The organism is Marinobacter sp. (assembly GCF_046484525.1).
GTDB lineage: Bacteria > Pseudomonadota > Gammaproteobacteria > Pseudomonadales > Oleiphilaceae > Marinobacter.
Map to the genome: position 1 here is coordinate 37,668 of NZ_JAWOIS010000088.1, position 18,415 is coordinate 56,082.

Here is an 18,415-nt window from a genome sequence, read left to right on the forward strand (position 1 = left end):
CCGTCTTAGGTCTCACCCTCCGAACTTATCCCGCCCATGGGGCGCATCGAAATCCAGCTCCGGCCCCACCGGAACGATCTGTGTCGGATTGATGGTCCGCTGACTCACGTAGTAGTGGCGTTTGATCTGTCCGATATCCACCGTTTCCGCCACACCCGGAACCTGGTACAGGTCTCTCAGGTAGCCGGAGAGGTTCGGAAACTCCCGGATCGGCTGGCGATTACACTTGAAGTGACTGTAGTACACCGCATCGAACCGGATCAGGGTGGTGAACAGGCGCCAGTCGGCTTCGGTCAACTGCTCCCCGACCAGATAACGCTGCCGTGACAATCGTTCCTCCAGCCAATCGAGGGACTCGAACAAGGCCCGGTAGGCCTCCTCATATTTATCCTGCACCGTGGCGAAACCAGCCTTGTACACACCGTTATTGACGGTGTGATAGACCCGTTCGTTGACCTCCTCAATCTCCAGGCGCAGTGATTCGGGGTAGAAATCCAGCTCCGCGTTCACGCCCTCAAGGCCATTGAAGGCGGAATTGAACATCCGGATGATCTCCGCGGATTCGTTGCTAACAATGGTTTCCCGCTCCTTGTCCCACAAGGTCGGTACGGTCACCCGACCTGTATAATCCGGCGCGGCTTTGGTGTAGACCTCATGCATGAACCGGAAGTTATGGAGGTGATCCTGATGCTGGGCGTCCCCAGGCCGGAACTCCCAGCCGTTCTCGACCATGTCCGGGTGGACCACGGAAACAGAGATGTGCTTTTCCAGCCCCTTGAGCCTGCGAAAGATCAGCGTCCGATGCGCCCAGGGGCAGGCCATGGACACGTACAGATGGTATCGGCCACTCTCGGCCTTGAAACCACCTTCACCACTCGGACCGGGCGAGCCGTCTGCCGTCACCCAGTTCCGGAACCGGGCGGCTTCACGCTCGAATTTTCCGCCGGTCTTGTCGGTGTCGTACCACTTGTCCTGCCATTTGCCATCGACCAGAAGTCCCATCATCAACTCCTTCACAATAATTTGTAAGGAAGAATAAAGCCCCGCCTGCTACCCTCTCAAACAAGCATTTCTGGCCAACTACCTCAGATATTTCGAACATGCATACAGCCATCACCATAGAAGCCCTGAAAGTCCTTGATGCCATTGACCGCAAGGGCAGTTTTGCCGGTGCCGCGGCGGAACTGTTCCGGGTGCCATCGGCGATCAGCTACACGGTCCAGAAACTGGAAGAGGACCTCGACGTCAATATCTACGACCGAAGCGGCCACCGGGCCATCCTGACCCCGGCCGGTCGTTACCTGCTCGAGGAAGGCCGCGCCCTGCTGGAAGCCGCCGAGAACCTCGCCCATACCACCAAGCAGGTGGCCCAGGGCTGGGAAACCCGGCTGAAGATCGGTTTCAATTCGTTACTGCCCGCGCAGTGCCTTTTTTCCGCTATCCGGGACTTCCATACCCTGGACGTTCCCGTTGACGTCCAGGTGGTCGAGGAGGTCTTTGCCGGTGCCTGGGACGCCCTGCAGAGTCGCCGGGTGGACCTGGTGGTGGGGGCCGATCACTTCAGCAAACCTGCGGGCAACTTCACCACCACGAATCTTGGCGCGATGGAGTTCGTCTTTGCCGTGGCTGCCAACCACCCGCTAGCCAGTGCCACAGTGCCACTGTCGGAAGAGGACATCTCCGACTACCCGGCCGCTGTTGCCGCCGATACGTCCCGGTCCTTGCCTCCCGGCCACGCCGGTATTTTCCACCGCCAGCGCACGCTGACAATGGCCAACATCGACCAAAAGATCGCTATCCAGGAATCAGGGTTGGGGGTGGGCTGGCTACCCAAGGCCCGCATTCTCAGCCAGCTTGAGAGGGGCACGCTGGTCGAGAAGGCAGTTCACGAACCGCGCCAGCCGATCATGCTGCATCTTGCCCGCCATGCCGAGGATCAGGGCAAGGCGCTGATGTGGTTCTGGGACCGACTGCAGGACGACGCCGACATCCGCTCCTGGCTCAGGGAGTGAGACGGATCATCCATGCTGCGTCGCTGGCCACGAAACAGGCGAGTGACAGACACCTCAGTCAACCGGATTGAGCGGCCATTCGTTTATACTGCGGGAAAATACGTCGAAGGGAGTCCCATGATGCGGCAGCTGTCGGAACTTGATGCATCGTTCCTGTACCTGGAATCGGAAACGACGCCCATGCACATTGGCGGGATTTACCTGTTCGATGCCAGTAACCGGAACGAGTCGCTCCCGTTCAGTACCTTTGTTGCTTATCTGCGCAGCCGCCTGCATGTGGTTCCCGTCTTCCGCCAGCGCCTGAAGGAGATTCCGCTCCGGCTCGGTCGCCCCTACTGGATGGATGATCCCGACTTCAGCATCGAGCGTCACCTGGCCTATGTGAACCTGGCGGAGCATAGTCATCAGTCTGATTTGATGGCGCTGGCGTCGAAGATATTGGAGGAGCCGCTGAAGCGGGATCGACCGTTGTGGCATATTACTTTTGTGGATGGTTTTACCCTTGGTGTTGAAAGAGGGGGCAGGGATGAAAGTGGGGTCAGAAGAACAAGTTCTTCAGACCCCGGGGGTGGCCGCGAGGGCGAGGATGAACATGGGGTCAGAAGAAAGCGTTCTTCTGACCCCGGCTTGGGGGGCGAGCACCAGGGTTCGGGCGGAAACAAGGGCTTTGCGCTGATCGTCAAGCTGCACCACGCCGCCATTGACGCCTTCAACGGCGAGGAGATCATTGGCAAGCTCTTGGAATACATGCCAGAACCCCGGCCAATCACGCCGCCGCGGCCGTGGCAGCCGTGCCCGGAGCCCTCGGAGGAGCGGGTCATGCTTCAGGCCGGGGCGAATCTGCTACGCACCCCGCTGCAGCTTACCTCTCTGGCGATGACGGCCGCCGAGGCCACGGCCCGCGGCGTCATCCACAAGCAGTTGCGAAAACTGCCACTACCCCTGCCCCTGTTTTCGGCACCCCACAGCCCGTTCAATCGCCAGATCACCGCCAACAGACAGATTGTGGCCACCACGGTTGAACTCTCCAGACTGAAGGCCGTCAAGACCACACTGGGGGACGTCACCCTGAACGACGCGGTACTCGGGCTATGCGCCGAGACGCTGCGCCGGTATCTGGTAACCCAAAAGGCCGATACTGACCGCTCCCTAGTGGCCATGACGCCGATTTCGGTTCGCTCCAGCAGCCTGCACCGGGCTACGGGCAATCAGATGTCCGCCATGTTGCTGGACCTGGCCACCAACGAGCCGGATCCCGCCAAACGCATTCGCCAGATCCACTGGAACGCGGTCGCCTCCGAGCCTTACCGGGAGGCCATCGCAGCCGACCGGCTTACCGAACTGCTCCCTTCGACCATGCTGGCTCTGTCAGCCAGACTGTACTCGGAATTGCAGATCGCCCAGCGCTATCAACCAGTGTTCAATCTCCCGATCACCAATGTACCCGGGCCCCAGGTACCGCTGTACCTGCAGGGAGCGCGGCTGGTACGCCAGTACAACACTGCGCCGCTATTTGACAGCTTGGGCCTGGTGATCGTGGCAGTGAGTTATCAGGGTAAGCTGACCCTGAATTTCACCCTGTGCCCGGACGTGGTAGCAGATGGCCTGTCACTGCCGGACCTGGTCGAGGAGAGCCTCGCGAGTATCGAGTCAAATGCCCTGAATGTGGAGCCGGCGGAAAACGGGGAGGTACCAGGAGAGGTAACAGGTCAGAGTCTAACCGATGAGGCCCTGACCTTTCTCGAGGGCGCACTGCGCAAGACCCTGAAGCGATTTCGCGCCTGACAGAATCTTGCGCGGAGAGCAGTTTACTCGAACGCCCAGCGCAGAAAAGCGCGTTTCTCTTCCTCGCTGGCAGTGGCCCAGATCGACTTGAGCTGCTCCAGGGCCGTTCCGGTTACAGCAACGCCGGCACCATCGGGGCCTGAAGCCGGAATTGGCGCGCGGGCCGCCACACTCTGCTGGGGATCCCAGTCACTGGAGGAGGCCACTTCCTGGCCGCTCTCGCTGACAATCACAGCCGAGAAAGTCTCGATCATCTGCTCGGCCTCGGCACGGCTCGAGGGCTTTTCGAACTCAAAACGATAGACCGCGCCTGGAATGGCATCAAAACGGATAACCTGCGGCTCGCTCTCGACGACGTGGACCTTTGATTCACCGTTCTCGACCACGCCGGATTTTGCCCAGATGGTCTTATAGGTAAACACAACCTCGCTCTGGCCCGGCAGCAGGGCATAATCGAGGACCAGATCATCCATCATGAAGTTGGTGACCGACTGGCCGTTCACTCTGCTGACCTGGATCTCCCCCGGAGCCTTGAGGGTGGCGGCATCAGCGGCGTTCGCCGGCTCCCCTTCCCAGGTTTCCACCCGACTGATGCTGGAGGCACATCCGGCCAGGGCAAGCACAAGCATTCCGGCCAACAAAGACTTGCACGCGGCAGTTACACGGCTGATTAACATGAAATCTCCTTGATATCACTGGAAAAGGAAGGGTGTTGAGGTCCACACTCGATGCCCTGCATTCTGCCCCTCCACCATTGCAAGCGCAAGACAACCGCAAGGTTCGGGACCGGGGCGTCGAAATCCACTTCTGGGACCGGCATCGTAAAAATGTAAAAAAATGTTGAATTTGATCCGGATTGGATTAATTTTAAACCATCGGCTGAATCCATACGGCGCCCGAAAGTATAAAACCAGAAACGGGCTCAGGAGGCATCAATGGACACTCAATGCAGGTCCGGAGAAGAAGGGCCCGCGCCCTTTCGCAGCAGTCGTTTCTTCTGCGTCGGGAGCAAGTGGTACTTCACCACCCGGGAAGGATTTGACAGTGGCCCCTTCAGTTCGCGAGAGAGGGCGGAAATCGGTCTGAAGCGTTTTCTGCACGTCGTCCGGATGCTTCCGGAGGAGCAGAAGCTGCACTGACCCGCATCCGGCCTTTGCCAATCAGATAATGATGGGCATCAGCCAGCGGTCAATGGCGTAGAGGCAGCCGAGGGCCATAAAGCCGGCTACAACATCATCCACCATAATGCCCAGACCACCTGGCAATCGTTCGTCCAGCCAGCCGATGGGCCACGGCTTGACCACGTCGAACAGGCGGAAAAGGGCAAAGGCCATAAGCACGCCGTAGATCTGGTCCGGGAACAGTCCCAGGGCGATCCACATGCCGACAAACTCATCCCAGACAATTCCGCCATGGTCGTGGACCTTCAGGTCCTCGGCCGTTTTTCCGCACAGCCAGATCCCCACCAGAAAGGCCAGCGCAACCACGGCCCAGTAGGCCACGCCAGGTAACCAGGCGATCCCGTACCAGAGCGGAATCGCGGCCAGGCTGCCCCAGGTTCCGGGAGCCCGGGCCGCCGCCCCACTGCCGAACCCGAACGCCAGAAAATGCACCGGATGCTTGAGAAATCCTGGCGGCAGAAGTGCTTGCGTCAGTTCAGGTTCTCCGAGGTCTTGCTCACGACTCATGAAATACTCCCGAAATGATCGAAACCCCGGACACCCGAATCCGCCAGCGCACCACCTTCAAACCGAACGCCCTGCCCCCGATCGATACGACCAACCACCGTCAACTGGTTTTTCACGCCCTCAGGAAGCGCACCCCAGTGCTTTTCGCTGATGGTGACGCACAACTCATAGTCATCACCGGAGGACAAAGCCAGGCGGGGGGCACGCTCACCGGCACAACGGTGTAACGGCGTTGATAACGGAAGCAGCTCCGGGTTCAGGATAGCGCCCACACCGGAGCGCTCAAGGATATGCCCGAGGTCGGCAATCAGGCCATCGGAGATATCAATGCAGGCGGATGCGAACCCTCGCAGAGCCTGCCCCAACTCTAACCTGGGCAACGGATGGTGATAACGCTCCAACAATGCGCGCTCATCGTCATCCGGCTCCTGCACATCCAGGAAGTCCAGGGCTGCGCCGGCATCGCCAAGGGTACCAGACACCGCCACCAAGTCATTGGCCTTTGCTCCTGAGCGCATCAACCCCTGCCCTCTCGGAACCGTGCCGTGCACCTGGATGGAGATGGTCAGCGGGCCACGGGTGGTATCGCCCCCAGCCAGTGCCAGCCCGAACCGGGAGGCCGCCTGTGCCAGGCCTCTGCCGAAACCTTCGAGCCAGCTTTCATCAGCCTCAGGCAGCGTCAGAGCCAGGGTAAAACAAACTGGAGTCGCACCCATGGCCGCCAGATCACTGGCGGCCGACGCCAATGCTCGCCAGGCGGTGAACTCGGAACGGTAGTGTTGGGGGAAGTGACGACCTTCAACCTGGGTGTCTACTGAAAACACCAGGTCCTGATCAGCCGGAACGCGCTGGATTGCGCAGTCATCTCCCAGAGCCAGCAGCAGGTCCGGATGGCCCCGTTGCTCAGCCACGGGCAGGAAATAACGGCGGATCAGCTCAAACTCGCCCATTACTCAGCGCGGACGCGTCTCGGCCAGGCGAAGACGACGGCTGAGCTTGTCGAGGATGCTGTTAACAAACTTGTGGCCTTCGGTACCACCGAAGCGCTTGGCCAGCTCAATTCCCTCGTTGATGACGACCCGGTAGGGCACGTCCAACCGGTTCTTGAGCTCGTAGGCGCCCAGACGGACGATGGCCAACTCGATGGGATCCACCTCATCCAGAGGGCGGTCCAGGAACGGTTCCAGCAAACCGTCGAGCTCGCCTTGCTCCCGGTGCACGCCACGTAGCAGGTCCCGGAAGTACAGCAGATCCACCTTGCTCATGTCGTTGTCGACAATGAATTCGGCCTCGATGTCGGAGATCGAACTCTTGCTGAAGTGGCGCTGATACAGTCCCTGCATTGCCAGCACCCGGGCACGGCGGCGATCGCCGGCCTTGGGTTGCCCGGAGGCGGGCTGCTGAGGGGTAGTGCCTTCAGTTTCGCTCATCACTCACCCAGCTTCTTGAACAGGCTGACCATTTCCAGCGCGGTGATGGCCGCTTCGGCGCCCTTGTTGCCGGCCTTGGTACCGGAGCGCTCGATGGCCTGCTCGATGGAATCCACGGTCAGAACACCGAAGGTCACCGGCACATCCGTTTCCAGGCTCACAGCGCCCAGACCGCTGGCAGCCTCACCGGCGACGTACTCGAAATGGGGGGTACCACCGCGAATGACGGCGCCCAGGGCGATGATAGCATCATACTCGCTGGTCTCGGCCACGCGCTTGACCGCCAGCGGCATTTCATAGGCGCCCGGCACCCGGATAATGGCAATGTCGTCGTCGGAAATACCGTGCCGGCGCAGTGTATCTACCGCGCCGTCAACCAGGCTTTCCACAACGAAACCGTTAAAACGACCCACGACCAGGGCGTAACGGCCGCTGCACTGGGTAAAATCACCTTCAATTACCTTGATATCTGCCATCGATGGCTCCTTCACTGGACGCCCAGCCTACTGGACGGCCGGGTTTCTCATTCGGGGGTGTAGGGAACGTACTCCACCACTTCCAGATCAAAGCCGGAAATGGCGGAAAACTTGATGGGGGGGCTCAGCAGGCGCATTTTGCCAACACCGATGTCCCGAAGGATCTGCGATCCGGTTCCCACGGTGAAATAGACGCCAGAACTGCCCTTGCCGGCAGATTTCTGGCCTTCGTCGAAGAACTCGTGAATCCGGTCCTCGAGGTTGTAGCTGTCTTCCGCGCTGTTGAGCAACACCACAACGCCACGGCCCTCACTGGCGACCTTTTCCAGGGCATGGTGCAACGGCCAGCTCCGGGAATCCTTGCGCCGGGCGCCCAGCAGGTCACGCAGCGTGTCGGTGATGTGGACCCGCACAAACGCCGGCTCTTCCGGAGTGATATCACCCATGACCATGGCCAGGTGGGTGGCACCCTGGATGTTGTCCCGGTACGTGCGCAGGTTGAAGACACCGTATTCGGTATCAAGCTCATTTTCCTCAACGCACTCGATGGTCCGCTCGTTAATGGTGCGGTAGTGGATCAGGTCGGCAATGGTGCCAATCTTCAGATCGTGTTCCTCGGCGAAGCGCTCGAGGTCTTCCCGGCGGGCCATGGAGCCGTCGTCGTTCATGATCTCGCAGATCACACCGGCCGGCTCGCAACCGGCCAGCGCGGCCAGGTCACAGGAGGCCTCGGTGTGGCCGGCACGGCTGAGCACACCACCGGGATCGGACATCAGCGGGAAAATATGTCCCGGCTGGACCAGGTCCGGCGCCTTGGCATTCCGCGCCACCGCAGCCTGCACGGTGCGGGCGCGATCGGCGGCGGAAATGCCGGTGGTCACACCTTCCCGGGCTTCAATGGACAGGGTGAACTTGGTACCGAATCCGGAGGCATTCTGCTGTACCATCAGGGGCAGGCCCAGCTGCTCGCAACGATCGCGGGTCATGGGCATGCAAATCAGGCCGCGGCCGAACCGGGCCATGAAGTTGATGGCTTCCGGCGTACAATGCTCGGCCGCCATCACCAGGTCGCCCTCGTTTTCCCGGTCCTCATCATCCATCAGAATGACCATCTTGCCCTGACGGATATCTTCGATGATTTCTTCAATGCTGTTCAGTGCCATACGGTGTCGCACCCTTTTGGCTTCCCGGCAGGCATCCACCCTGCCCGGGCCATGAATTTAGTAAATTAGCGTGGAGCCAGGATCAGGCGCTGATCCTCTCCAACCTGACGCCTGTCCAGTACGCTCCATTGTACCTTGTCCGCCATGGTTTCCAGTGGCAAGTTTGCCGTGGGTCGTCCGGTACTGCCGAGAAATACCGGCGCCTGGTAAAGCCAGAGTTCATCCACCAGGTTCTCGCTGATGAACGTGCCGGCCAGGGTCGGCCCGGCCTCCACCAGCAACTCGTTGATGCCGAGCTCGCCCAGGGAATCCAGCAACTCGGCCACGTCGACGCCGTTGTCCTTCCAGGCTACGCCGGTAAGACTGATCCCCAGCGCCGCGAGATCCTGAGCAGGCGCTGACGGCAGGGCGGACGAGGCACAGAACAGCTGGACGTTGCCACCTTGGAGGATGGTGGCCGAGGCCGGTGTACGCGCATCCCTGTCCGCGATTACCCGAAGCGGTTGGCGAGAGGGCTCGGTGGCATCACCGATGTCGCCCAATTCCTCCCGACGTACGGTCATGGAAGGATCATCCGCCAGCACGGTACCGACACCGGTCAGGATCGCGTCACTCATCGCCCTGAGGCGCTGGACGTCACGCCGGGCTTCCGGGCCGGTGATCCACTGGCTTTCGCCGGAAGCCATGGCGGTCCGGCCGTCCAGGCTGGCAGCCATTTTCAGGCGCACCCAGGGGCGCCCGGTGTTCATGCGTTTCATGAAGCCCGGATTCAACCGGACGGCTTCATCCGCCAGCAAACCTTCCGTGACCTTGATGCCGGCATCGCGAAGCATATCCAGGCCACGGCCTGAAACCGACGGGTTGGGATCCTTGGTCGCGGCGAAAACCCGGGGCACCCCCGCTTCAATCAGCGCACGGGCGCAGGGTGGCGTCCGACCGAAATGACTGCAGGGCTCCAGCGTCACGTAAGCCGTAGCATCCCGCGCTTCTGCACCAGCCTGACTCAGTGCCCGGATCTCGGCATGGGCCTCGCCGGCGCGCTCATGCCAACCCTCACCCACGATACGGTCCCCCTGGGCAATGACACAGCCAACGCGAGGATTCGGGTGGGTAGAGTAGCGCCCCCGCCAGGCCAGCTGGACGGCGCGGGCCATCATCGCCCTGTCACGGACGTCGGTCATGACTTGCCTTTCCGGGAATGGTTGTCCGCCAGCGCCTTGGCCACGTCCACGGCGTTCTCGCCGTTGTTGGCAGACAGCCGCTCAATCTCTTCCTTGAACTCGTTGATGTCCTGGAAACTACGGTAAACCGAGGCAAAGCGGACATAGGCCACCTTGTCCAGCTGACGCAGCTCGGTCATCACCTCTTCGCCTAGCTGCATGGATTTCACTTCCCGCTCACCGGTGGCCCGCAGGCGGTACTTGATCCGGTTCAGGGCCGCATCGATCTCCTCGATGCTCACCGGCCGCTTTTCCAGCGCCTTCATCAGACCGGCCCGCAACTTGTCCTCGTCAAACGGCTGCCGAGTCCCGTCCTGCTTGACCACGCGGGGCATGACCAGCTCGGCGGTTTCAAAGGTTGTGAAGCGCTCATGGCAGGACAGGCACTCCCTGCGGCGACGCACCTGATCCCCCTCGGCCACCAGCCGAGAGTCAATCACCTTGGTATCTGCTTCACCACAGAAAGGACAATGCATAATCGGGAACTCCGGAGAGGAGCCGGACCGGCAATCAGTTGACCGGTCCGGCGGGGTCTTGCCAGAAGTTTAGCCGTAGACCGGGAAGCGGGCGCACAGGGCTTCGACCTGCTCGCGCACCCGGGCGTTGACGGCGGCGTCTTCCAGGTTGTCGAGGATGTCGCACATCCAGCCGGCCAGATCACGGCACTCGGACTCACCGAAACCACGGGTAGTGACGGCCGGGGTGCCGATCCGCAGACCGGAGGTGACGAACGGGGAACGCGGGTCGTTCGGGACCGCGTTCTTGTTGACGGTGATGTGGGCACGGCCCAGCGCCGCATCCGCATCCTTACCGGTGATGTCCTGCTTGATCAGGCTGACCAGGAACAAGTGGTTCCTGGTGCCACCGGAAACCACGTCGTAACCGCGCTCAATGAACACGTCTGCCATGGCAGCCGCGTTCTTGACCACCTGCTGCTGATAGGCCTTGAACTCGTCGCTCATGGCTTCCTTGAAGCAGACCGCCTTGGCAGCGATCACGTGCATCAGCGGGCCGCCCTGGCTGCCCGGGAAGACGGCGGAGTTGAGCTTCTTATGCAGATCTTCGTCGTCGCAGGCGAGAATCAGACCGCCACGGGGACCGCGCAGGGTCTTGTGGGTCGTGGTTGCCACCACGTGGGCGTGGGGCACCGGATCCGGGTAGACGCCAGCGGCGACCAGGCCGGCCACGTGGGCCATGTCCACGAACAGATACGCACCCACCTTGTCGGCGATCTCGCGGAAGCGGGCAAAGTCCAGCTCCTGGGAGTAGGCGGAGAAGCCAGCGATGATCATCTTCGGCTTGTGCTCCACCGCCAGCTTCTCGACTTCGTCATAGTCGATCAGGCCGGTTTCGTTGTTGATGCCATACTGCACTGCGTTGTAGATCTTGCCGGAGAAGTTGACGCTGGCGCCGTGGGTCAGGTGGCCACCGTGGGCCAGGCTCATGCCCAGCACAGTATCGCCCGGCTTGAGCAGAGCCATGAACACCGCGGAGTTGGCCTGGGAGCCGGAGTGCGGCTGGACGTTGGCGTAGGCGGCACCGAACAGCTCCTTGGCGCGCTCGATGGCCAGCACCTCGGCCTTGTCGACAAACTCGCAACCGCCGTAGTAACGCTTGCCGGGGTAGCCTTCGGCGTATTTGTTGGTCAGCACACTACCCTGGGCTTCCATCACCCGCGGGCTGGTATAGTTCTCGGATGCGATCAGTTCGATGTGCGCTTCCTGACGCTTGCGCTCCTCTTCCATCGCGGTCCAGAGTTCGTCGTCGTAGCCGGCGATTTTCATATCACGATTAAACATGGATGTGCTGCCTCTGTGTGCTTTGCTGGCCCGGCGCCCTGCCCGCGAAGACAAAACGCCGGTGGCCCGGAAAAATTGGGCCGCTATTCTATCTTGAAATCGGGTGAAAAATCATCTTTTAAACCGTCCGCGGATACCGTCACATCGCAATCTTCGGTTTTTCGTCAATTGCCATAGCGAGCCTGTTTCGCTACCTTACGTGGCTAATCTGCACGTAGCTTTTTATTACCTCCGAATTTAACAGAGGACACAGCCAGTTATGGCCCAGTACGTATACACCATGAACCGCGTGGGCAAGGTGGTTCCGCCCAAGCGTGAAATCCTCAAGGACATTTCCCTGAGCTTCTTCCCGGGCGCCAAGATCGGCGTACTGGGTTTGAACGGTGCCGGTAAATCCACCCTGCTGCGTATTATGGCCGGAGTGGATCAGGATTACATCGGCGAAGCCCGCCCACAACCGGGCATCAACGTTGGCTACCTGCCCCAGGAGCCGGAGCTGGACGAAGACAAGACCGTCAAGGAAATCGTCGATGAAGCGGTTGCCGGCGTCCATGACGCCCTGGCGGAACTGGATCAGGTCTACGCGGCCTACGCCGAACCGGATGCCGACTTCGACGCCCTGGCCAAGAAGCAGGGCGAACTGGAAGCTTACATCCAGGCCACCGATGGCCACGACATCGAACGCAAGATGGAAGTCGCGGCCGATGCGTTGCGCCTGCCGCCCTGGGATCAGAAAGTGAGTGTACTTTCCGGTGGTGAGCGCCGCCGGGTGGCTCTGTGCCGCCTGCTGCTGTCCGGCCCGGACATGCTGCTGCTCGACGAGCCTACCAACCACCTGGATGCTGAATCCGTGGCCTGGCTGGAGCGCTTCCTCCACGATTACGAAGGTACGGTGGTTGCCATCACCCACGACCGTTACTTCCTGGACAACGTGGCCGGCTGGATCCTGGAACTGGACCGTGGCCACGGCATCCCGTTCGAGGGCAACTACAGCCAATGGCTGGAGAACAAGGAGAAGCGCCTGGAGATGGAAGCCAAGCAGGAGGCTTCCCACCAGAAGGCCATCAAGCAGGAACTGGAGTGGGTTCGCAGTAACGCCAAGGGCCGCCAGTCCAAGAGCAAGGCCCGTCTGGCCCGCTTCGAGGAGATGAGCTCCCAGGAATTCCAGAAGCGCAACGAGACCAACGAGCTGTATATTCCGCCCGGACCGCGCCTGGGCAACAAGGTGATCGAGGTGGAGGGCATCAGCAAGTCCTTCGGCGACCGCCTGCTATACGAAGACGTGTCCTTCAGCGTACCGCCGGGAGCCATCGTCGGCATTATCGGTGGTAACGGTGCCGGTAAGTCCACACTGTTCAAGATGATCGCGGGTTATGACAAACCCGATACCGGCGACATTACCGTCGGTGAGACGGTAGACACTGCCTACGTTGATCAGATGCGGGATCTGGACGGCAGCAAGACCGTCTGGGAAGAGCTGTCCGACGGCCAGGACATCATCAAGGTCGGCAACTACGAGACCCCGTCCCGCGCCTATGTGGGCCGCTTCAACTTCAAGGGCAGCGACCAGCAGAAGCGGGTCGGCGACCTGTCCGGTGGTGAGCGTAACCGCCTGCATCTGGCCAAGCTGCTGAAACAGGGTGGCAACGTCCTGCTGCTGGACGAGCCCACCAACGATCTGGACGTGGAAACCCTGCGCGCACTGGAAGAAGCTCTGCTGAACTTCCCGGGCTCAGCCCTGGTGATCTCGCACGACCGCTGGTTCCTGGACCGGGTGGCCACCCATATCCTCGCATTCGAGGATGATGGTGAGGTGGTCTACTTCGAAGGCAACTTCAGCGAGTACGACGAGGACTTCAAGAAGCGCAAGGGCGATTCCGCGATGCAGCCCAAGCGGATGAAGTATAAGAAGCTCGCCTGAAGGTGAGTGAAAGTGGGGTCAGATCAAAGCTTTGATCTGGCCCCGAGTTAATGAATTGAAGAAGGGGTCAGAAGAAGGCTTTCTTCAGACCCCGGAGATTAAGTTTGGCCCGAAAATGGGGTCAGATGAAGGCCTTCATCTGACCCCGTCTTTACCGATTCCCCTCCCCACTTCGCCAGGAATTCACCATGGCCAAAGCAAAAACCGCCTACGTCTGCACCGAATGCGGCGCCGATTATTCCAAATGGCAGGGCCAGTGCACCGCCTGCCAGGCCTGGAACACCATCAGCGAAGTGCGTGGTGTGAGCAGCAATGCCAAGGGAGCCCGGGGCGCCCGCTTCGAAGGCTTTGCCGGCAGCCTGTCCGAAGTGCAGAGTCTGGATGACGTCAGCCTGGCCGAGCAGCCGCGTATCAGCTCGGGCATGCAGGAATTCGATCGGGTCCTTGGCGGTGGCCTGGTGGAGGGCTCGGCGGTGCTCATGGGCGGCCATCCCGGCGCGGGCAAGAGTACGTTGCTGCTGCAGGCGGTCTGTCACCTGGCCGAGAGTGTCCCCGCACTCTATGTGACCGGCGAGGAGTCGCTGCAGCAGGTGGCCATGCGTTCCAAGCGCCTGGGCCTGCCCACCCGGGACCTAAAAATGCTGTCGGAAACCAGCGTCGAACGGGTCATGCAGGTCGCCGAAGCCGAGAAGCCGAAAATTCTGGTGGTGGACAGCATCCAGGTGATGCACGTGGCGGACATCGAGTCCGCTCCGGGCTCGGTATCCCAGGTCCGGGAAAGCGCCGCGTTCCTGACCCGCTTCGCCAAACAGACCGGCACCATCCTGTTCCTGGTAGGCCACGTCACCAAGGACGGCAGCCTGGCCGGGCCGAAGGTGCTGGAGCACATGATCGATTGTTCGATCCTGCTGGAAGGTTCCAGCGACAGCCGGTATCGGACCCTGCGGGGGATCAAGAACCGCTTCGGAGCGGTCAACGAACTGGGCGTGTTCGCCATGCTGGAACAGGGCCTGAAAGAGGTGAAAAATCCCAGTGCCATCTTCCTGAACCGGGGCGAGGATGCCGCGCCCGGCAGTGTGGTCATGGTGGTCTGGGAAGGCACCCGTCCGATGCTGGTGGAAATCCAGGCGCTGGTGGACATGGCCCAGGGCGGCTATCCCCGGCGGGTTGCCGTGGGCCTCGACCAGAACCGGCTGGCCATGCTGCTGGCGGTGCTGCATCGTCATGGCGGCATGCATGTGTCGGATCAGGATGTTTTCGTCAACGTGGTGGGTGGCGTGAAGGTCAACGAGACCAGCGCCGATCTGGCGCTTCTGGCCGCGATCGTCTCCTCCTTCCGCGACCGCGCCCTGCCCCAGGATCTGGTGATCTTCGGAGAGGTTGGCCTGTCTGGCGAAATCCGACCGGTGCCCAGCGGGCAGGAACGGATTTACGAGGCGGCCAAGCATGGCTTTACCCGCGCCCTGGTGCCCAAGGCCAATGTGCCGCGCAAGCCGGTTGAGGGGATGAAGGTGGCGCCAGTCGCCAAGCTGAGTGACGCACTGGCGGCGTTGGAGGAGTTTTAGGTGTGAAGGTGGGGTCAGATGAAAGCTTTCATCTGACCCCGTTCTTATTGACCGACCAACCTGGCAAATTCCCGCTGCAGCAACGCCGGATCACCGAGGTTCAGTTCCACCAGGCGCTTGAGGTGGGTGGCACTCTCCAGATCAATGTACTGGCAACTGAACCCCAGCCGCTCTTCATCCACATGCTTCAACTCCACCGCCATGACGATCGCCGTCGAGTGGTCGTCCAGGTGAATCACCACCTCGCAGGGCTGCCGGAGCGGCGCTGACCAGCCTTCCGGCCGTTTCACCAGTACTCCCTTCATGGAAATATCCAGAACCTCGGTGCGCCAGACGTTGTCCTGCCAGTGCAGCTCACAGGGCGCGTCAAATTCAATGCGCTGGAATCGGCGTTTGTCTCGGACGTGTGCGGACAAGCGGTTACTCCTGTTGTCGGTTTTTTATATGACCATAGTCCCGACAGGATGATTCCGCCAGATGTGAAGGAGGAACCCGGGGTCAGATGAACGCTTTCCGCTGACCCCTTTTTCAAGGAACAGACGGGCAGGCTCTTACCGGTGGTATTCCGGGCTCAACTCGACAACCGCCTCGATAAAGGCACCGGCATGCTCCGGATCCACATCCGGGGTGATGCCATGGCCGAGGTTGAAGATATGACCGGTCCCGGAACCGTAACGGCGCAGGATGTCCGCCACTTCCTGACGGATCCGTTCTTTCGGGGCATAGAGCATGGCCGGGTCCATGTTGCCCTGCAGGGCGACCCGGTCACCAATCCGGGCCCGGGCATTACCGATATCAGTGGTCCAGTCCAGACCCACGGCATCACAACCGGAATCAGCAATGGTTTCGAGCCACTGGCCACCGTTCTTGGTGAACAGGATCACCGGCACCCGCCGGCCGTCGCTCTCACGGATCAGGCCGTCAACAATCTTCTTCATATAGCGGAGGGAGAATTCCTCGTAGGCCCAGCTACTGAGCACCCCACCCCAGGTATCGAAGATCTGCACCGCCTGGGCACCAGCCTTGATCTGACCGTTGAGATAGTCAATGACGGCGTTCGCCAGATGATCCAGCAGGCGATGCATCACCTCCGGCTGGCCATACATCAGCTTCTTGGCCTCGCGGAAATCCTTCGATGAGCCACCTTCGATCATGTAGGTCGCCAGGGTCCAGGGGCTTCCGGAGAAACCGATCAGCGGTACGCGGCCCCCAAGTGCGGAGCGAATCGTGGACACGGCGTTCATGACGTAGTCCAGGTCTACCTCTGCGTTCATCGCCGGCAGCGCATCAACGTCCGCCGCCGAACGGATGGTGTGCCTGAACTTGGGGCCTTCTCCGGTCTCAAAATACAGGCCCAGCCCGAGCGCGTCCGGGATGGTCAGGATGTCGGAGAACAGGATAGCGGCATCGAGTGGGAAGCGCTCCAGGGGTTGCAGCGTGACCTCACAGGCCAACTCGGTGTTCTTGCATAGACTGAGGAAATCACCGGCCTTGGCCCGGGTGGCGCGGTACTCCGGCAGATAGCGGCCGGCCTGGCGCATCATCCATACCGGGGTGCGGTCTACGGGCTGGCGCATCAAGGCACGCAGGAAACGGTCATTTTTCAGCTCGGTCATGGGAACTCCTGGCCTGGGTATCAAATTTTCTGGGGTGCAATGATACGCGGTTTGGGGGAATTGGGAAGGTATGAACAAGGGGTCGAATGAAGGCTTTCATCAGACCCCGGGGTCGGGAATTCAGGAATCAGCTTGAAAAAGGGGTCAAATGAAAACTTTCAACTGACCCCGTCTTGGACTCTGGCTTTGGGGTTTGTCGCTGACTCGGGGTCAGAAGTAGGTTTTCTTCAGACCCCTTGGGTTAATACCTCAGACATCCAGGTAGTCGAGGATGCCCTCTGCCGCCTGACGGCCTTCCCAGATGGCGGTAACCACCAGGTCGGACCCCCGGACCATGTCGCCACCGGCGAAGATCTTCGGGTTGCTGGTCTGGAAGGCAAATTCGGCTTCTTCCGGAGCGGTGACGCGGCCGGAATCGTCGGTATCAATCTTCTGCTCATCAAACCAGTCCGCCGGGCTCGGACGGAAGCCGAAAGCGACCAGGACGGCATCGGCAGGGATCACCTCTTCGCTGCCAGGAACCACTTCCGGACGGCGACGGCCATTCTCGTCCGGCTCACCGAGCTGGGTCTGGACCACTTTCACGCCCTCCACACGATCTTCACCAATGATCGCAATGGGCTGACGGTTGAACAGGAACTTCACGCCCTCTTCCTTGGCGTTAGCCACCTCGCGGCGAGAACCGGGCATATTGGCCTCGTCCCGGCGATAGGCACAGGTCACGCTCTCCGCCTGCTGACGGATGGAGGTGCGGTTACAATCCATGGCGGTATCACCACCACCGAGCACGACAACCCGCTTGCCCTTCATGTCGATGAAATCCGCCGGATCCTTCTCGAAACCGAGACGGCGGTTAACATTGGATACCAGGAACGGCAGCGCATCATATACGCCCGGCAGGGTCTCACCCGGGAACCCACCCTTCATGTAGGTGTAGGTGCCCATGCCCATGAACACGGCATCGTATTCATCGATAATGTCCTTGAGCTGCACATCCTTTCCCACTTCGGTGGACAGGCGGAATTCCACACCCATTTCCTGGAAGACTTCGCGACGGCGGGACATCACGGACTTTTCCAGCTTGAACTCGGGGATACCGAAGGTCAGCAGGCCGCCGATTTCCGGGTAGCGGTCGAAAACTACCGGTTTCACGCCGTTGCGGACCAGGATGTCCGCACAGCCCAGGCCGGCCGGACCGGCGCCTATCACCGCAACCTTCTTGTCGGTCCATTTCACCCGGGACACATCGGGCTTCCAGCCCAGAGCAAAGGCGGTGTCGGTGATGTACTTCTCGACGGAACCGATCGTCACTGCGCCGAAACCATCATTCAGGGTACATGCACCCTCGCACAAACGGTCCTGCGGACATACCCGGCCACACACTTCCGGCAGCGAATTGGTCTGATGGCATAGCTCCACCGCCTTCATGATGTTGCCCTCGGAAACCAGCTTCAGCCAGTTGGGGATGTAGTTGTGTACCGGGCACTTCCATTCACAGTAGGGGTTGCCGCACTCCAGGCAGCGATGGGCCTGGGTCGCAGCACTATCTGCGGTGAACGGGTGGTAGATTTCACCAAATTCTTTCTTCCGCTTACTGGCCGGAACCTTCTTGGGATCGATCCGCCCAACTTCGACAAACTGGAAGTCGTTACTCAGTCGTTCTTTCATCATGATGCTCTCATCAGCTCAATTTCGACCGGGGCGCCGGACTCGCCGCGCGCCCCCAAACCTCTTCGAACC

At 60.6% G+C, this 18,415-nt stretch carries 18 protein-coding genes; 5 read left to right on the forward strand and 13 right to left on the reverse strand.

Features of this window, described 5'->3' with window-relative positions; all coding sequences use genetic code 11:
- Nucleotides 1-12 precede the first annotated feature (12 nt).
- Nucleotides 13-1,002 (reverse strand): glutathione S-transferase family protein, encoded by a 990-nt coding sequence (locus R6W86_RS17450; protein WP_410330617.1) that lies wholly within the window; start codon nt 1,000-1,002, stop codon nt 13-15.
- Nucleotides 1,003-1,100: 98 nt separating this feature from the next.
- Here R6W86_RS17450 and R6W86_RS17455 point away from each other — a divergent pair, with 98 nt between their 5' ends.
- Complete coding sequence (locus R6W86_RS17455) at nt 1,101-2,012, forward strand: LysR substrate-binding domain-containing protein (protein ID WP_410330618.1); 912 nt, start codon at nt 1,101-1,103, stop codon at nt 2,010-2,012.
- A 120-nt stretch (nt 2,013-2,132) separates the two neighbouring features.
- On the forward strand, nt 2,133-3,797 hold the full coding sequence (locus R6W86_RS17460; protein WP_410330652.1) for a wax ester/triacylglycerol synthase domain-containing protein: 1,665 nt from the start codon (nt 2,133-2,135) through the stop codon (nt 3,795-3,797).
- 23 nt (nt 3,798-3,820) lie between these two features.
- Here R6W86_RS17460 and R6W86_RS17465 read toward each other — a convergent pair whose 3' ends face one another.
- Nucleotides 3,821-4,474 carry a DUF2057 family protein gene (locus R6W86_RS17465; protein ID WP_410330619.1) on the reverse strand — a complete coding sequence of 218 codons (654 nt, stop codon included), beginning with the start codon at nt 4,472-4,474 and terminating at the stop codon, nt 3,821-3,823.
- A 258-nt stretch (nt 4,475-4,732) separates the two neighbouring features.
- On the opposite strand from R6W86_RS17465, the gene R6W86_RS17470 reads away from it, so the two are divergent.
- On the forward strand, nt 4,733-4,936 hold the full coding sequence (locus tag R6W86_RS17470; protein WP_410330620.1) for a DUF6316 family protein: 204 nt from the start codon (nt 4,733-4,735) through the stop codon (nt 4,934-4,936).
- A 21-nt stretch (nt 4,937-4,957) separates the two neighbouring features.
- Here R6W86_RS17470 and R6W86_RS17475 read toward each other — a convergent pair whose 3' ends face one another.
- The 8 genes from R6W86_RS17475 to glyA form a co-directional block, all read right to left on the reverse strand.
- Nucleotides 4,958-5,485, reverse strand: coding sequence for a phosphatidylglycerophosphatase A (locus R6W86_RS17475; protein WP_410330621.1), 528 nt, complete (start codon nt 5,483-5,485; stop codon nt 4,958-4,960).
- On the reverse strand, nt 5,482-6,435 hold the full coding sequence (gene thiL, locus R6W86_RS17480; protein ID WP_410330622.1) for a thiamine-phosphate kinase: 954 nt from the start codon (nt 6,433-6,435) through the stop codon (nt 5,482-5,484). The genes R6W86_RS17475 and thiL overlap by 4 nt, the downstream gene beginning before the upstream one ends.
- A gap of 3 nt (nt 6,436-6,438) precedes the next feature.
- A complete protein-coding gene (gene nusB, locus R6W86_RS17485; protein ID WP_410330623.1) occupies nt 6,439-6,915 on the reverse strand; it encodes a transcription antitermination factor NusB in 477 nt (158 codons plus the stop codon).
- Nucleotides 6,915-7,391: a 6,7-dimethyl-8-ribityllumazine synthase gene (gene ribE, locus R6W86_RS17490; RefSeq protein WP_410330624.1), complete on the reverse strand. Its 477-nt coding sequence runs from the start codon at nt 7,389-7,391 to the stop codon at nt 6,915-6,917. The genes nusB and ribE overlap by 1 nt, the downstream gene beginning before the upstream one ends.
- A gap of 47 nt (nt 7,392-7,438) precedes the next feature.
- On the reverse strand, nt 7,439-8,554 hold the full coding sequence (ribBA, locus tag R6W86_RS17495) for a bifunctional 3,4-dihydroxy-2-butanone-4-phosphate synthase/GTP cyclohydrolase II (RefSeq protein WP_410330625.1): 1,116 nt from the start codon (nt 8,552-8,554) through the stop codon (nt 7,439-7,441).
- Nucleotides 8,555-8,619: 65 nt separating this feature from the next.
- Nucleotides 8,620-9,735, reverse strand: coding sequence for a bifunctional diaminohydroxyphosphoribosylaminopyrimidine deaminase/5-amino-6-(5-phosphoribosylamino)uracil reductase RibD (ribD, locus tag R6W86_RS17500; protein ID WP_410330626.1), 1,116 nt, complete (start codon nt 9,733-9,735; stop codon nt 8,620-8,622).
- Entirely contained in the window at nt 9,732-10,250 is a 519-nt protein-coding gene (gene nrdR / locus R6W86_RS17505) for a transcriptional regulator NrdR (protein WP_092005696.1), read from the reverse strand. The genes ribD and nrdR overlap by 4 nt, the downstream gene beginning before the upstream one ends.
- A 69-nt stretch (nt 10,251-10,319) precedes the next feature.
- A complete protein-coding gene (glyA, locus tag R6W86_RS17510) occupies nt 10,320-11,573 on the reverse strand; it encodes a serine hydroxymethyltransferase (protein ID WP_410330627.1) in 1,254 nt (417 codons plus the stop codon).
- Between the two features lie 259 nt (nt 11,574-11,832).
- Between glyA and ettA the strand changes: the two genes are divergently transcribed.
- Together ettA and radA are read left to right on the forward strand one after the other, a co-directional pair.
- Nucleotides 11,833-13,494, forward strand: coding sequence for an energy-dependent translational throttle protein EttA (gene ettA, locus R6W86_RS17515; protein WP_410330628.1), 1,662 nt, complete (start codon nt 11,833-11,835; stop codon nt 13,492-13,494).
- A 188-nt stretch (nt 13,495-13,682) separates the two neighbouring features.
- Entirely contained in the window at nt 13,683-15,059 is a 1,377-nt protein-coding gene (radA, locus tag R6W86_RS17520) for a DNA repair protein RadA (protein ID WP_410330629.1), read from the forward strand.
- A gap of 44 nt (nt 15,060-15,103) precedes the next feature.
- Here the strand turns inward: radA and R6W86_RS17525 are convergent, their stop codons facing one another.
- The 3 genes from R6W86_RS17525 to R6W86_RS17535 form a co-directional block, all read right to left on the reverse strand.
- Entirely contained in the window at nt 15,104-15,475 is a 372-nt protein-coding gene (locus R6W86_RS17525; RefSeq protein WP_410330630.1) for a PilZ domain-containing protein, read from the reverse strand.
- Between the two features lie 135 nt (nt 15,476-15,610).
- Nucleotides 15,611-16,675 carry a uroporphyrinogen decarboxylase gene (gene hemE, locus R6W86_RS17530; protein WP_410330631.1) on the reverse strand — a complete coding sequence of 355 codons (1,065 nt, stop codon included), beginning with the start codon at nt 16,673-16,675 and terminating at the stop codon, nt 15,611-15,613.
- 249 nt (nt 16,676-16,924) lie between these two features.
- Nucleotides 16,925-18,343 (reverse strand): FAD-dependent oxidoreductase, encoded by a 1,419-nt coding sequence (locus tag R6W86_RS17535; RefSeq protein ID WP_410330653.1) that lies wholly within the window; start codon nt 18,341-18,343, stop codon nt 16,925-16,927.
- Nucleotides 18,344-18,415 lie beyond the last annotated feature (72 nt).

Excerpts from the sequence above, each read along its gene's own strand:
- radA (WP_410330629.1), top strand. The coding sequence starts at position 13,683 with ATGGCCAAAGCAAAAACCGCCTACGTCTGCACCGAATGCGGCGCCGAT.
- glyA (WP_410330627.1), bottom strand. The coding sequence starts at position 11,573 with ATGTTTAATCGTGATATGAAAATCGCCGGCTACGACGACGAACTCTGG.
- R6W86_RS17450 (WP_410330617.1), bottom strand. The coding sequence starts at position 1,002 with ATGGGACTTCTGGTCGATGGCAAATGGCAGGACAAGTGGTACGACACC.
- R6W86_RS17460 (WP_410330652.1), top strand. The coding sequence starts at position 2,133 with ATGCGGCAGCTGTCGGAACTTGATGCATCGTTCCTGTACCTGGAATCG.
- R6W86_RS17535 (WP_410330653.1), bottom strand. The coding sequence starts at position 18,343 with ATGAAAGAACGACTGAGTAACGACTTCCAGTTTGTCGAAGTTGGGCGG.
- R6W86_RS17455 (WP_410330618.1), top strand. The coding sequence starts at position 1,101 with ATGCATACAGCCATCACCATAGAAGCCCTGAAAGTCCTTGATGCCATT.
- ribE (WP_410330624.1), bottom strand. The coding sequence starts at position 7,391 with ATGGCAGATATCAAGGTAATTGAAGGTGATTTTACCCAGTGCAGCGGC.
- ribBA (WP_410330625.1), bottom strand. The coding sequence starts at position 8,554 with ATGGCACTGAACAGCATTGAAGAAATCATCGAAGATATCCGTCAGGGC.
- R6W86_RS17475 (WP_410330621.1), bottom strand. The coding sequence starts at position 5,485 with ATGAGTCGTGAGCAAGACCTCGGAGAACCTGAACTGACGCAAGCACTT.
- nusB (WP_410330623.1), bottom strand. The coding sequence starts at position 6,915 with ATGAGCGAAACTGAAGGCACTACCCCTCAGCAGCCCGCCTCCGGGCAA.
- hemE (WP_410330631.1), bottom strand. The coding sequence starts at position 16,675 with ATGACCGAGCTGAAAAATGACCGTTTCCTGCGTGCCTTGATGCGCCAG.
- thiL (WP_410330622.1), bottom strand. The coding sequence starts at position 6,435 with ATGGGCGAGTTTGAGCTGATCCGCCGTTATTTCCTGCCCGTGGCTGAG.
- R6W86_RS17465 (WP_410330619.1), bottom strand. The coding sequence starts at position 4,474 with ATGTTAATCAGCCGTGTAACTGCCGCGTGCAAGTCTTTGTTGGCCGGA.
- R6W86_RS17470 (WP_410330620.1), top strand. The coding sequence starts at position 4,733 with ATGGACACTCAATGCAGGTCCGGAGAAGAAGGGCCCGCGCCCTTTCGC.
- ettA (WP_410330628.1), top strand. The coding sequence starts at position 11,833 with ATGGCCCAGTACGTATACACCATGAACCGCGTGGGCAAGGTGGTTCCG.
- nrdR (WP_092005696.1), bottom strand. The coding sequence starts at position 10,250 with ATGCATTGTCCTTTCTGTGGTGAAGCAGATACCAAGGTGATTGACTCT.
- ribD (WP_410330626.1), bottom strand. The coding sequence starts at position 9,735 with ATGACCGACGTCCGTGACAGGGCGATGATGGCCCGCGCCGTCCAGCTG.